This window comes from Bradyrhizobium sp. USDA3516 (assembly GCF_057651995.1).
The window spans coordinates 718,824-731,804 of record NZ_JBYGYN010000003.1 but is presented as its reverse complement, the minus strand read 5'-3'; the positions used below and the strand labels follow the sequence as shown (position 1 = coordinate 731,804).

Annotated in this window: 11 protein-coding genes; 8 read left to right on the top strand and 3 right to left on the bottom strand. The window is 63.7% G+C overall.

Translation table 11 applies throughout. The features are described from left to right. Positions 1-137: 137 nt before the first annotated feature. The 4 genes from AC24YW_RS13700 to recQ all read left to right on the top strand — a co-directional run bounded on the left by AC24YW_RS13700 (position 138) and on the right by recQ (position 5,410). Complete coding sequence (locus AC24YW_RS13700) at positions 138-1,439, top strand: O-acetylhomoserine aminocarboxypropyltransferase/cysteine synthase family protein (RefSeq protein WP_487483216.1); 1,302 nt, start codon at positions 138-140, stop codon at positions 1,437-1,439. A gap of 12 nt (positions 1,440-1,451) precedes the next feature. Continuing rightward, on the top strand, positions 1,452-2,450 hold the full coding sequence (gene metA, locus AC24YW_RS13695) for a homoserine O-succinyltransferase MetA (protein WP_487483215.1): 999 nt from the start codon (positions 1,452-1,454) through the stop codon (positions 2,448-2,450). A gap of 106 nt (positions 2,451-2,556) precedes the next feature. Next, on the top strand, positions 2,557-3,300 hold the full coding sequence (locus tag AC24YW_RS13690) for a polysaccharide deacetylase family protein (RefSeq protein ID WP_487483214.1): 744 nt from the start codon (positions 2,557-2,559) through the stop codon (positions 3,298-3,300). A 244-nt stretch (positions 3,301-3,544) separates the two neighbouring features. Further along, the gene (recQ, locus tag AC24YW_RS13685; protein WP_487483213.1) at positions 3,545-5,410 is read left to right on the top strand and encodes a DNA helicase RecQ; all 1,866 of its coding nucleotides are present in this window, start codon (positions 3,545-3,547) and stop codon (positions 5,408-5,410) included. A gap of 208 nt (positions 5,411-5,618) precedes the next feature. Here the strand turns inward: recQ and AC24YW_RS13680 are convergent, their stop codons facing one another. Beyond that, the gene (locus AC24YW_RS13680; RefSeq protein ID WP_487483212.1) at positions 5,619-6,635 is read right to left on the bottom strand and encodes a 1-aminocyclopropane-1-carboxylate deaminase; all 1,017 of its coding nucleotides are present in this window, start codon (positions 6,633-6,635) and stop codon (positions 5,619-5,621) included. A gap of 158 nt (positions 6,636-6,793) precedes the next feature. Here AC24YW_RS13680 and AC24YW_RS13675 point away from each other — a divergent pair, with 158 nt between their 5' ends. The 4 genes from AC24YW_RS13675 to AC24YW_RS13660 all read left to right on the top strand — a co-directional run bounded on the left by AC24YW_RS13675 (position 6,794) and on the right by AC24YW_RS13660 (position 10,215). Then, positions 6,794-7,258, top strand: a complete 465-nt coding sequence (locus AC24YW_RS13675; RefSeq protein ID WP_487483211.1) for an Lrp/AsnC family transcriptional regulator — start codon at positions 6,794-6,796, stop codon at positions 7,256-7,258. Positions 7,259-7,345: 87 nt separating this feature from the next. Then, positions 7,346-8,272 carry a DUF4062 domain-containing protein gene (locus AC24YW_RS13670; protein ID WP_487483210.1) on the top strand — a complete coding sequence of 309 codons (927 nt, stop codon included), beginning with the start codon at positions 7,346-7,348 and terminating at the stop codon, positions 8,270-8,272. A gap of 111 nt (positions 8,273-8,383) precedes the next feature. Next, entirely contained in the window at positions 8,384-9,547 is a 1,164-nt protein-coding gene (locus AC24YW_RS13665) for a PLP-dependent cysteine synthase family protein (protein ID WP_487483209.1), read from the top strand. A gap of 107 nt (positions 9,548-9,654) precedes the next feature. After that, the gene (locus tag AC24YW_RS13660) at positions 9,655-10,215 is read left to right on the top strand and encodes a carboxymuconolactone decarboxylase family protein (RefSeq protein WP_487483208.1); all 561 of its coding nucleotides are present in this window, start codon (positions 9,655-9,657) and stop codon (positions 10,213-10,215) included. 15 nt (positions 10,216-10,230) lie between these two features. Here the strand turns inward: AC24YW_RS13660 and AC24YW_RS13655 are convergent, their stop codons facing one another. Beyond that, entirely contained in the window at positions 10,231-11,814 is a 1,584-nt protein-coding gene (locus AC24YW_RS13655; protein WP_487483207.1) for a sensor domain-containing diguanylate cyclase, read from the bottom strand. A 174-nt stretch (positions 11,815-11,988) separates the two neighbouring features. Then, the gene (locus AC24YW_RS13650) at positions 11,989-12,861 is read right to left on the bottom strand and encodes a hypothetical protein (protein WP_487483312.1); all 873 of its coding nucleotides are present in this window, start codon (positions 12,859-12,861) and stop codon (positions 11,989-11,991) included. Between the last annotated feature and the right edge of the window lie 120 nt (positions 12,862-12,981).

The window sequence follows — 12,981 nt, the reverse complement described above, 5'->3', positions numbered from 1 at the left end:
GCATTAGGGTTACTTCCTCGATCTCTAGGCGAATTATTGTCCGCTTTACCACCCGCCTCTAACAGAGGGACGGCGGACAACGCACATGCCTCATTCTAGGCCAATAAGTGCGGCCCGCCCCACGCGGAGGTGGCACGATGCGCAACGAGACGATCGCTATTCACGCCGGCTACGAGCCTGAAGCGACCACGCACGCGGTAGCCGTGCCGATCTACCAGACCGCGGCCTACGCCTTCGATAGCGCCGATCATGGCGCCGCCCTGTTCAATCTCGAGACCGAAGGTTTTCGCTACAGCCGCATCGCCAATCCGACCAGCGCAGTGCTCGAGAAGCGCATCGCCCAGCTCGAAGGCGGCGTCGGCGCGCTCGCAGTGGCAACCGGCCAGGCCGCGCTGCATTTCGCCTTCGTCAACGTCGCCGATCACGGCGGCAACATCGTCTCCGTGCCGCAGCTCTACGGCACCACGCACACGCTGCTCTCCCACATTCTGCCGCGCCAGGGCATCATCGGCCGTTTCGCCGAGAGCGATAAGCCCGAGGCGGTCGAGAAGCTGATCGACGAGAACACCCGCGCCGTGTTCGCCGAGACCATCGGCAATCCCGCCGGCAATGTCTGCGACATCGAGGCGCTGGCGAAAATCGCCCACGCGCATGGCGTGCCGCTGATCGTCGACAACACCGTCGCAACCCCGATCCTCTTCAAGCCGTTCGATTACGGCGCCGACATCGCGGTGCATTCGCTGACCAAGTTCCTGGGCGGCCACGGCACCACGCTGGGCGGCGCCATCGTCGATTCCGGAAACTTCCCCTGGGCCGAGCACGCCGACCGCTTCCCGGCCTATAACAAGCCCGACGCCTCCTATCATGGCCTGGTCTATGCCGAGCGCTTCGGCAAGACCGCCTATATCGAGCGCGCGCGCAGCGTCTATCAGCGCACCATGGGCTCGGTGCTGTCGCCGTTCAACGCCTTCCTGCTGCTTCAGGGCATCGAGACCGTGGCGCTGCGCATGGAGCGCCATGTCGAGAACGCCCGCAAGGTCGCCGAATTCCTGCGCGGCGATCCGCGCGTGGCCTGGGTCAATTACACCGGCTTCCCGGACAGCCCCTATTACCCCCTGGTGCAGAAGTACCTGAATGGCAACGCATCCTCGCTGTTCACCTTCGGCATCAAGGGCGGCATGGAGGCCGGAAAGACGTTTTACGATGCGCTGAAGCTGATCACGCGGCTCGTCAATATCGGCGATGCCAAGTCGCTCGCCTGCCACCCGGCGTCGACCACCCATCGCCAGATGTCGGCGGAGCAGCAGCGCGCCGCCGGCGTGCTGCCGGAAACGATCCGTCTGTCGATCGGCATCGAGCATGTCTCCGATATCATCGAGGACATCGACCAGGCGCTGGAAAAGGCCTGCCCGTCGGCGCGCCGCGAGGCTGCGGAGTAGGCGGCGCCGGCCATGACGATCTTGATCGACAAGGATCAGGTCATCGCGGGCCCGACGCTGGTGCCGGCCGCGCACGATCTCGCGCGCGATGCTGGCGCCGAGCTCACCATCGGCCTCGTCAACAACATGCCGGATGCCGCGTTGAAGGCGACCGAGCGGCAGTTCATGAAGCTGCTTCAGGCCGCAGCGGGCTCGCGCCGCATTCGTTTCCACTGCTTCTCGCTTCCCAGCGTGAAGCGGTCGCCGGAAGCGAAATGGCACGTGGAGAGCGAGTACTCCAGCCTTTCCGATCTCGAGCGCGGCAAGTTCGACGGGTTGATCGTGACAGGCGCGGAGCCGATCGCGCCCGAGCTCGAGCGGGAGCCCTACTGGCGCGACCTCACCAACCTGCTCGACTGGGCCAAGGTCAACACGCGTTCGACGATCTGGTCGTGCCTTGCCGCGCATGCCGCGGTGCTGCATCTCGATCGTATTGAACGGCGGCGGCTGCCGGCCAAATGTCACGGCATTTTCGATTGCGAGGTCGTCGCGGACGATGCGCTGACCCGCTCCGCGCCTGCACTGCTCAAGGTCTCGCATTCGCGCCTGAACGAAATCGCCGAGGACGACCTCGTGCAGGCGGGTTACCAGGTGCTGACACGCTCGCAGCAGGCCGGCGTCGACGTCTTCGTTCGCCAATATGCCAGCCGCTTCGTGTTCTTCCAGGGCCACCCGGAATATGACGCGCTGTCGCTGCAGCGCGAATATCTGCGTGACATCGGCCGCTATCTCGCGCGCGAGCGGGAGAATTATCCGCGCCTGCCGGTGAGTTATTTTGACGCAGCGACCGAGGAGAAGCTGGCGCGCTTCGAAAGGAAGGCGGCGCACCAGCGCCATCCGGCGCTCAGCAACGAACTGCCCGCGCTGAAGCTGCGCGGCGATATCGGCGCTGGCGATGCGGCGGCGGTGCTCTTCCGCAACTGGTTGCGTTATCTCGGCGCAGACGCCGACGCGTCGATGTCGGTGCGCTAGCCGAAGCGGTCTTGGTTCGGCGTTAGGATTACCCGGGCGTTAGGCTTGCCTCGACCTGCGCACGAATGTTTCAGTAGAGCAAGAAGGCATCACGGGAAACGCAGTCGTGTGGTCGGCACTCCAGGGACGCGTGAGCAATCGGCTGGCTCGGCACTTTCGCGCCGCGCCACACCGGCTGCCTGCGCATGCGCCGATGGTGAGCTTCACGTTCGACGATGCCCCCGATAGCGCCGCGGGCGAGGGCGCCGAGCTTCTGGAGCGGCATGGCGGCCGCGGCACCTATTACCTTGCCGGCAGCCTGATCGGTCGGCCGTCGGAGCATTGGCATGGCCTGTCGGATGACGCGATCGTCCGGCTTCACCGCGCCGGGCACGAGATCGCCTGCCACACCTTCTCGCATCGGAGCTCGGCCACGCTCGACGAAGCCGCGATGGCGCGCGAGATCGAACGAAACCGCAGCCATCTCCGCGGCATCGATGCCTCGATCACGCTGGAGAATTTCGCCTATCCCTATGGTATCGCCTCGGTGTGGCGCAAGCCGCAGCTGACAAAAGCCTTCCGTTCCGCGCGCGGTATTCTTCCCGGCGTCAACAGCGGCATCATTGACCTCCAGTTCCTGCGCGCTTCGCCTTTGGTCGATTGCGAGATCGACGAGGCGGGCGTCGATCGCTATTTCGACGAGGCGGTCGCGAGCGGCGGCTGGCTGATCTTCTACGGCCACGACGTCACCGACAGGCCGAGCCCCTATGGCTGCGCGCCGCATCTGATGCGTCATGCGCTCGAAGCCGCCGCCAAGCGCAACATGCCGATCGTGACGGTCGCAGAAGCGCTGCGACGGATCGGGGCGTAGAGGTTTCACCTCTCTCGGCTTGCGGGGAGAGGCCGGATTGCATCGAAGATGCAATCCGGGTGAGGGGGTACAGGTCCATCGGCGGTCTCATATGTGGAGACAAGCCCCTCACCCCGCCCTCTCCCCGTAAGAACGGGGAGAGGGAGACGAAGCAGTCGCGCCTCGCCTGCAAACAGCCTTGCCACGCCCGCTCCGGCATGCGACTGGCCTTGTGACGAATCTCACGGCCTGATCCGCTCCGCCCATGTCCGCTCCCTCCAACGCTCCGCTGCCTGCGCCGGCCAACGGCCGCGACGCGCTGTCGGTGCTGCATTCGGTGTTCGGTCTGCCGGGATTTCGCGGCGCGCAGGGCGAGATCGTCCGGCACGTCACGGACGGCGGCAATTGCCTGGTCTTGATGCCGACCGGCGGCGGCAAGTCGCTGTGCTATCAGCTTCCATCCTTGCTGCGCGAAGGCTGCGGCATCGTGGTTTCGCCGTTGATCGCCCTGATGCGCGACCAGGTCGCCGGCCTGATCGAGGCCGGTGTCAATGCCGCCGCGCTGAACTCGTCGCTGACGCCGCAGCAGGCGTCCGGCATCGAACGCCGCCTGCTCGCCGGCGATCTCGACCTGCTCTATGTCGCGCCGGAACGGCTGGTCACGCCGCGCTGCCTGTCGCTGCTGGCGCAGGCGAAGGTGGCGCTGTTCGCGATCGACGAGGCGCATTGCGTCTCGCAATGGGGCCACGATTTCCGGCCCGAATATGTCGGCCTTTCCGTCATCGCCGAGCGCTTTCCCGACGTGCCGCGCATCGCGCTGACCGCGACCGCCGACGAGCTGACGCGCAAGGAGATCGTCGAGCGGCTTCAGCTGACGGGCGCGCCGCAATTCGTCTCGAGCTTCGATCGGCCAAACATCCGCTACGAGATCGTCGACAAGCGCAATGCGGTGTCGCAGCTGAAGGAGTTCATCCGCGAGCGCCACATGGGCGATGCCGGCGTGGTCTATTGCCTGTCGCGCAACCGCGTCGAGGAGGTCGCCGCCGCGCTTGCCGAGGCCGGCATTGCGGCGCTGCCCTACCACGCCGGGCTCGACGGGGCGTTGCGCTCGCGCAACCAGGATCGCTTCCTCAACGAGGACGGCATCGTCATCGTCGCGACCATCGCCTTCGGCATGGGCATCGACAAGCCCGACGTGCGCTTCGTCGCCCATCTCGACCTGCCCAAGAGCATCGAGGCCTATTACCAGGAGACCGGACGCGCCGGCCGTGACGGCAAGCCGTCGGCGGCGTGGATGACCTACGGCCTCTCCGACATCGTGCAGCAGCGCCGCATGATCGACGAATCGGCCGGATCGGAGGATTTCAAGCGGGTCTCGATCGGCAAGCTCGATGCGCTGGTCGGCCTCGCCGAGACGCCGCATTGCCGACGCCGGCGCCTGCTCGCCTATTTCGGCGAGATCGTGACGGGCGAGGGCTGCGGCAATTGCGACAATTGCCTGACGCCGCCGAAGATGCGCGACGGCAAGGTGCTGGCGCAGAAGCTGCTGTCCTGCGTCTATCGCACCGGGCAACGTTTTGGCGCCATGCATTTGATCGACGTGCTGGTGGGGCGCCTGACCGAGAAGGTGACGCAGTTCGGTCACGACAAATTGTCCGTGTTCGGCATCGGCCGCGAGCTCAACGAAAAGCAGTGGCGCACCGTGCTCCGGCAATTGGTGGCGATGGGACATCTGCACAGCGACAGCGAAGCGTTTGGGGCGCTGAAGCTGACCGAGACCGCGCGCGGCGTGCTGCGCGGGGAGACCGAGGTGTGGCTGCGCGAGGAGGCGCCCGGCACGCGGGTTCGCGCCAGCCGCGCCACGTCACGCCGTGGCGCCCTCGCGCCCGCGGCGAGCGCGCCGCAAGGCGACGTCGATCCCGAATTGCGCGCCCGCCTGCGCGCCTGGCGGTCGGAGATCGCGCGTGAACGCGGCGTGCCGGCCTATGTGGTGCTGCACGATGCAACCATCGACGGCATCGTCCGGGCCTGGCCGACGACGCTGGACGAGCTGCGTAACGTGCCGGGGATCGGCGACAAGAAGCTCGAGCATTACGGCGACGAGCTGCTGCAGATCGTCAGGACGAGGTAGGGCTCCTCGATCTCTCCACATCGTCATCCCCGACAAGCGCAGCGAAGCGGAGCGCAGATCCGGGATCGATAACCACAGGCCCGATGTGGTTATGCAGGCTAGTCACCACGAGTCTTCGCCAAACAAATTACTGTGGCTATGGGTCCCGGGCTCGCGACTTCGTCGCGCCCCGGGACGACAGCTGTGTATGAGGCGCGAGCTGAGCCTCTCACCCGTTCCTGAACGCATACGCATATCCGTTCAGCGCCGGCGCGCCGCCGAGATGGGCGTAGAGGATCTTCGCGCCCTTCTCGAAATAGCCCTTCTTGGCGAGATCGATCAGGCCCTGCATCGACTTGCCCTCGTAGACGGGGTCAGTGATCATGCCTTCGAGGCGCGCGGTGAGGCGGATCGCCTCCTTGGTCTCCTCCGATGGCACGCCATAGGCGGGATAGGCGTAGTCCTCGATCAGCACGACGTCGTCAGCGACGAGATCCTTGCCGAGCTCGACGAGCTTTGCCGTGTTCTGCGCGATCTCGAGCACCTGCGCCTTGGTCTGCGCCGGCGTGAAGGAGGCATCGATACCGATCACTTTTCGCGCACGGCCATCCGCCGCGAACCCGACCAGCATGCCGGCATGGGTGGAGCCGGTGACGGTGCAGACGACGATGTAGTCGAACTTGAAGCCGAGCTCGGCTTCCTGCTTGCGCACCTCTTCGGCGAAGCCGACATAGCCGAGGCCGCCAAACTTGTGCACGGAAGCGCCGGCGGGAATCGCGTAAGGCTTGCCGCCTGCCGCCTTCACTTCCTCGATCGCCTGCTCCCAGCTCTTGCGGATGCCGATGTCGAAGCCGTCGTCGACCAGGCGCACGTCTGCGCCCATGATGCGCGAGAGCATGATGTTGCCGACGCGGTCATAGACGGCGTCCTCGTGCGGCACCCAGGCTTCCTGCACCAGGCGGCACTTCATGCCGAGCTTGGCCGCGACGGCCGCGATCATGCGGGTGTGGTTCGATTGCACGCCGCCGATCGAGACCAGCGTATCGGCGTTGGAGGCGATCGCATCGGGGATGATGTATTCGAGCTTGCGCAGCTTGTTGCCGCCATAGGCAAGGCCCGAATTGCAGTCCTCGCGTTTGGCGTAGACCTCGACATGGCCGCCGAGATGTTTTGACAACCGCTCCAGCTTCTCGATGGGCGTCGGACCGAAGGTCAAAGGATAGCGCGGAAATTTATCCAGCTTCATGGGGCAATCCCGATTGGCGTTGGTGTTGTGGCTCTCTAGCATCGCGTCGGGAAAATGTGCTCTCGAATATTGCGCCAATGTTGCGGTATTTGTTGCGAGAATGGCGTTAGATGCTATCATTCCTTCCGCGTAAACGTATATTTATGGAAGTTCCTTTCATGGTCGCTCGGCTCGACCGCACCGACCTTAAGATATTGAGATTGCTTCAGAACAACGGCCGCCTCAGCAATGCCGAGCTGGCCGAAACGGTCGCGATCAGCCCCGCCACCTGCCACCGCCGCACCCAGCGTCTGTTCGAGGACGGCTTCATCCCCGCCGTGCGGGCCATGGTCGCGCCGAAGAAGGTGGCAAAGGGCACGCTGGTGATGGTCGGCGTCGTGCTCGACCGCTCGACGCCGGAGAGCTTTGCCACCTTCGAGCAGGCCATCGCAAAACTGAAATTCGTGCTCGACTGCCACCTCGTCGCCGGCGATTTCGATTACTTCCTCAAGATCCGCGTCGGCGACATGGAGGATTTCAACCGCATCCACGGCGAGCAACTGATCGCGCTCCCCGGCGTGCGCCAGACCCGCACCTTCTTCGTCATGAAGGAAGTCGTCGACAACGCGCCGCTGGAATTTTGAGCCCCCTTCCCTAATCGCTTTTGAGGCGTATGATACAGGTATTGCACCTACTAAATTTTCTGACTTATCAGCTGCGCGAGGTCCACCTTGAGCGCCCCACGTGTCTTTCTTTCCTCAACCTTTACGGATCTGAGCGACCACCGCACGTCCGTTCAGAAGGCAATCCGAAAGCTCGGTGCGATCGACGTGTCCATGGAGCATTTTGGGGCACGAGATGAACGTCCTGCGACTGAATGCATCCGGCTCATAAAAAAGGAGAGCGACCTCTTCGTAGGAATCTATGCGCACCGCTACGGCTTTATGCCAATGGGCTCCGATATATCTATTTGTGAAATGGAATACCGGGCCGCTTCCGAAATATCACTACCTCGGTTTATCTATACGATCGACGAGAACCAGCCCTGGCTGCCCGCCAATATCGATGATGGCGTGCAGAGAGAGAAGCTGAAGGCCTTCAAGGCGGCCCTTCAGCAACGACATATTTGCCAATCCTTCACCAACAAAGATGGGCTTGCCGCGCAAGTAGTCGCTGACGTTGGGCGGCACATCACCACACAGCAACTTAAGAAGGTGGGTCCCGGTATCCCTGTCAACAATGTCGGCTTGGAGGCTCTAATCAATAATATCGGGTTCGAATCCGCGAGAATTCCAGTCGTCGAGAAAGAAGGCGATTGGAATTTTCGTAGAAAGGAAACCTACGAGCGCAATCGGGGCGTGTTCCTCACCCACATCATCTATCCATCGAAGAGGCAAGGACAGGATTTTGATGTCTATATCTACCTCATTCGGCACAAGTCCGAGCGTCTGGATGACATCCTGTTAGCTGAATTCTTCCTCGGTCCCTATTGGGAGAATAGAGTCTTTCCCGCTGTTCAGCAGAATGGGTTCATTGGAATCTCGACCTCGGCCTACGGCACATTTCTGTGCGTCTGCCGGGTCACGTTCAAGGATGGCGAGCAGATCTACCTTGATCGATACATAGATTTTGAGATGCGGCGAACCGCCGGCGTGTAGTTGTCGCTTGCGTTCCAGCAACAAGGACTATTCCGCTTGTGAACATGCGCGAGCGCAGCGTGCTGCTCCACTGCTCTTGATGCGCGATCCGCATCATGAGAGATTCGTGTGATGCAGACATTCCCCTTCCGCCAGCACAATCCGGCCGGGCCGGCCTATCGGCGCGGCTGGGTCGACGAGGCCGTGGCCGCGATCGAGGCCGACCAGTGCCGCACCGCCGACACGCATCTGATCCGGCTGATCGTGCCCGCGCTATCGGGCATCGACATCTATCTGAAGGATGAATCCACGCATCCGACCGGCAGCCTGAAGCATCGCCTCGCGCGCTCGCTGTTTCTGTATGCGCTCTGCAACGGCCACATCCGCGAAGGCACGCCCGTGGTCGAGGCCTCGTCGGGATCGACAGCGGTGTCGGAGGCCTATTTCGCAGAGATGATCGGCGTGCCCTTCTACGCCGTGATGCCGCGCACGACCTCGGCGGAGAAGATCGCCGCGATCGAGCATTATGGCGGCAATTGCCATTTGATCGACGACGGCCGCGCACTCTATGCGGAAGCCGCCGCGCTCGCCGGCCGCCTGAACGGTCACTACATGGACCAGTTCACCTTCGCCGAGCGCGCCACCGACTGGCGCGGCAACAACAACATCGCCGAATCGATCTTCACGCAGTTGCAGGGCGAGCCGCGCCCGCTGCCAGACTGGATCGTGATGGGCGCCGGCACCGGCGGAACCTCGGCCACTATCGGGCGCTATTTGCGCTATCGGCAATATCCGACGCGGCTGTGCGTCGCCGATGTCGAGCACTCCGCGTTCTTCGATTGCTTTCGCACACAGGACCGCTCCCGTGTCTGCGACCGCCCATCGTTGATCGAGGGCGTCGGCCGTCCCCGCTGCGAGCCGTCCTTCGTGCCCGGCGTGGTCGACCGCATGATGAAGATTCCGGATGCGGCGACGATCGCGGCGATGAACGTGCTGTCGCGCCGGCTGCGCCGCCCGGTCGGCGGCTCGACCGGCACCAATTTCCTGGCGCTGTGCCGCCTCGCCTCGGAGATGCGCCAGGCGAACCTCGCAGGATCGCTGGTGACGCTGATCTGCGATTCCGGCGAGCGCTATCGGCAGACCTATTATGAGCCGGGATGGTTGAAAGCGCGCGGCCTCGATCCGGCGCCGTTCGAGACGGCGCTGTCGTCGTTCCTCGACGCCGCAGAGCCGCTGGCGCTCGCGGTAGAAGATGTCGTCAATCCCCAAAACGTGCCAAGCCCCACGGGATCATAGCCCAGATCTCCCTTGGCATTGCGACATGGCAATCGTCACGGCAACTTCACTTGCCTTGCGCGGGCATGCAGGTGACGGTTGCGTTTTCTCAACGAGGAGATCCCGCCGTGCGCCTCCCCATTCTCGATCCGAAAGAGCTGACCGACGAACAGAAACCGCTCTATGACGATATGCGAGCCGGCATGCAGGACCACTTCAAGGGCTTCGTAAACATGCGCGAGGACGGGGCGCTGCTCGGGCCCTGGAATCCCTGGATCCGCGAGCCGCGTTTCGGCAAGCCGGTGTGGGAGCTGGTCAAGGCGATCGCGTCGAACCCGCTGTTGCCTGGGCCGGTGCGCGAGGTCGCGATCCTCGTCACCGGCTCCCATTTTCGCTCCGGTTACGAGCTCTATGCCCATGTGCTGGTGGCCGAGCAGCGTGGCCTCTCCGACGAGAAGCTCGCAACCATCGTCGCCGGCCAGCGGCCGGTGGACCTCACCAGGCAGGAAGCCGTCGCCTACGACATGGCTTCGGCCCTGGTCAGCGGCGGCGTGCTGCCGGAGCTGACTTGGCGTGCGGCGGTGAAGGAATTCGGCGAGCACGGCGCGGCCGAGCTGTCCTATCTCGTCGGCGTCTACTGCATGGTCTCGGTCACGCTCAACACCTTCGACGTGCCGGTGCCGGACTAAGTCCGCCCCCTCCGATCACTCCGCCGCCTTGCTGGCGGGCGGCGCTGGCACGAAGGCGATGCAGCGATTGCGGCCTTCGGCCTTGGCCTGGTAGAGCGCATGATCGGCCGCGGCCATCAGTGCATCGATGCCGGACATGCTGACGGTGGCCTCCGCGATGCCGATGCTAACGGTGACGCCGAACTGCACCTGATGCGCGTTCAGCCGGATCGCCATCGCGCGTTTGCGGATTCGCTCGGCGACGAGCTTGGCGCGTGACAGGCTGGTCTCGGGCAGCAGAACCGCGAACTCCTCGCCGCCGATGCGGCCGACGAGATCGGACTTGCGCTTGCCCTCGTTGCATGCCGCCGCCACCGCTTTGATCGCTTCGTCGCCGACGGCGTGACCATAGCGATCGTTGACCGACTTGAAGTGATCGATGTCGAGCATCAGGACCGAGACCGAGCGGTAATAGCGCTGGAAGCGACTCCATTCCGCATCGAGTGCCCCGAGGAAATGACGACGGTTGTACAGGCCCGTGAGCGGATCGGTGGTTGCCAGGCGCTCCAGCATCGCGGCCTTGTTGGTGAGATCGGTGATGTCGACATAGGTCAGCATCCGGCCGCCGTTTGCCATCGTGGTGCAATGGGCCCTGATCCTCCGCCCGTCAGGCGTCTGCAGGTCGCGCACGTGATCGCCGGCCTCGACCTCTGCGACGCGCCGCGCCGGGAATCTCGTCAGCTCATTTGCCGGAAGGTCCGGCGCACTCGCGCGTTGGGCCCGGCTCACCAGCGATGAATAGGTCGGTCGGCTTGCCGCCTCCTGCTCGCTCACCTCCCAGAATCGGCGCATGCGTCGATTCATAAAGCTGGCGTTGAGATCGCGATCGAGCAGCAGCACGCCGTCCTCGACATTCTCCAGCGCGTCGCGCAGCAGCTTCAGTTCGTCGGAGGCGCGCACGATATCGGTAACGGGCGTATAGGTCAGCATTCGCCCGCCATCTGGCAGCGGCGTACATTGCATGCGAACGACGTCGCCGCTGGAGCGGCGCAGATCGAGCGGCGACGCGTCACCAGCCTGGACGTGGCGGACCCGCTCGGCGACGTAGGCCTCGAGCTCGGCCGGTGGAATCTCATAGGCGAGTGTATCCCGGCCATGATGCATCAGGGTCACGAAGGACGGATAGCTGTTGGCGACCTCATCCGGCAACAGCCACATCCGCCGGAATGCGCGATTGATCAACCTGGCGCGCAAATCTGCATCCAGCAGCACGATTCCGAGCGGAACGAAATCAAGCGCAGCGCGCAGCGCCAGCATCTGTCCGCGCATCATAGCCTCGGACGAGCGTTCCTGTTCCTGGCCGGCTGCTGGCTCGATGCTGTTCGGCTGCTCGAAGGCGACGCCGGCCTGACGGTCCGAACGCCATATCACCCGACAGGTCAGGATCTCGCGCCCCGCGAGCCGGAGCTGGAAGCGCTCGGGTACGCCGAGGCCACACTCCATCTCGAGCGTCGCGGCCTCCTCGGTCAGGCGACGCACCACGCAATCGATCGACGACTGGCCAAAATTGAAAAAGATCTTCCCGGAAAGGAACGTTCGTTCCGAAACCAAGCGGGACATTCGCAGCCTCCAGAGCGAACACGACCAAAAAAGTCGGACTAGTTTCGCGCAAGCTTCTTTGCGGCGATGTAACGCGATCGATGTTCCGGAATGAGGATTAATGATCGGTTGACGGGTGATGCGGAATGCCCGTCGATCGGTCATGAGCTGCCGATAGTTCCCCAGCGAATCCAGTCAGTTCCGCACCGCATAGAGCGGGGTTCGCAACGTCACCTGATAGGACGGCTTCGGCATCCAGGCGATCTGCGCCGTGATGCCGAACAGGCGGTTGTCGTTGTCGTCCATGCGATCGAGGTCGAGCCGCAGGACCGGCTGGGTGAAGGATTCCGCGAGCGTCCGGCCCGCGAGCTGGGCGCCGCCGAACGACTGCATGCCGAGGCGCCCGGTGAACTTCCAGTTGCTCGGCCATTGATAGTAGCCGCCGGCATAGAGGATTGTGTTCGGCCGGATCGTGGCGAACGGGCTGGCGATGGTGGCGGTGGTGTATTGCAGGCCGGCCAGCCAGCCCCGTGTCTCGTCCTCGTCGAGCGCATAGTCGAATTCCACGATATTGTTGAAGGAGTTTGTCATGCCCTGCTCGTTGGGCACCGACTGTGTCAGGGTCGATTGCAGCGTGATGGTCGGGATCTGCCCGCCATCCTGCTGGTAGAGATCGGCCTGCACGCCGATGTTCCAGCTCGTGATGTCGAAGGACGACCAGCCGCCGCCGATATCCGTGGTCGTGCCGGATACGCCGCCGTAAAGCGAAACGCGGTCGCTGACGTCGACGGTCAGCGGCAGGTCGATCGCAATCGATTTCGCGGCCGGCAATCCGTTCGGCAGCGACGTGCCTCGTCGCGCCGCCAGGGCCTGGAATGCGGCCGACAGCGAAGTGTTGCCGAAGCCGAGCGCGAGCGTGCCTGCGGGGATCGTCGCATAGATGGTGCGGAGATCGAGATAGATGTTCGGGACGGTCGGCTTTGCGGGCTCGTCCTCCTCATCGTCGGCGGCGAGGGCACCGCCTGCCGGGATCGCCAGACACAGCAATCCCGCTGCGGCAGCGCGCAATGCCGGACGACGGGATTGGCTGCGAAGAGTCACGTGACGATCCGATGCGTGGCGATTTGAGGGCGAAACGCTGGTTAGATGGAACGTGATCGCTCGCCTGGTCAAGCGTCATCCGCAAGC

Bases quoted from the DNA above. Each gene is read 5' to 3' on its own strand.
- AC24YW_RS13700 (WP_487483216.1), top strand. From the start codon at position 138: ATGCGCAACGAGACGATCGCTATTCACGCCGGCTACGAGCCTGAAGCG.
- metA (WP_487483215.1), top strand. From the start codon at position 1,452: ATGACGATCTTGATCGACAAGGATCAGGTCATCGCGGGCCCGACGCTG.
- recQ (WP_487483213.1), top strand. From the start codon at position 3,545: ATGTCCGCTCCCTCCAACGCTCCGCTGCCTGCGCCGGCCAACGGCCGC.
- AC24YW_RS13680 (WP_487483212.1), bottom strand. From the start codon at position 6,635: ATGAAGCTGGATAAATTTCCGCGCTATCCTTTGACCTTCGGTCCGACG.
- AC24YW_RS13675 (WP_487483211.1), top strand. From the start codon at position 6,794: ATGGTCGCTCGGCTCGACCGCACCGACCTTAAGATATTGAGATTGCTT.
- AC24YW_RS13665 (WP_487483209.1), top strand. From the start codon at position 8,384: ATGCAGACATTCCCCTTCCGCCAGCACAATCCGGCCGGGCCGGCCTAT.
- AC24YW_RS13655 (WP_487483207.1), bottom strand. From the start codon at position 11,814: ATGTCCCGCTTGGTTTCGGAACGAACGTTCCTTTCCGGGAAGATCTTT.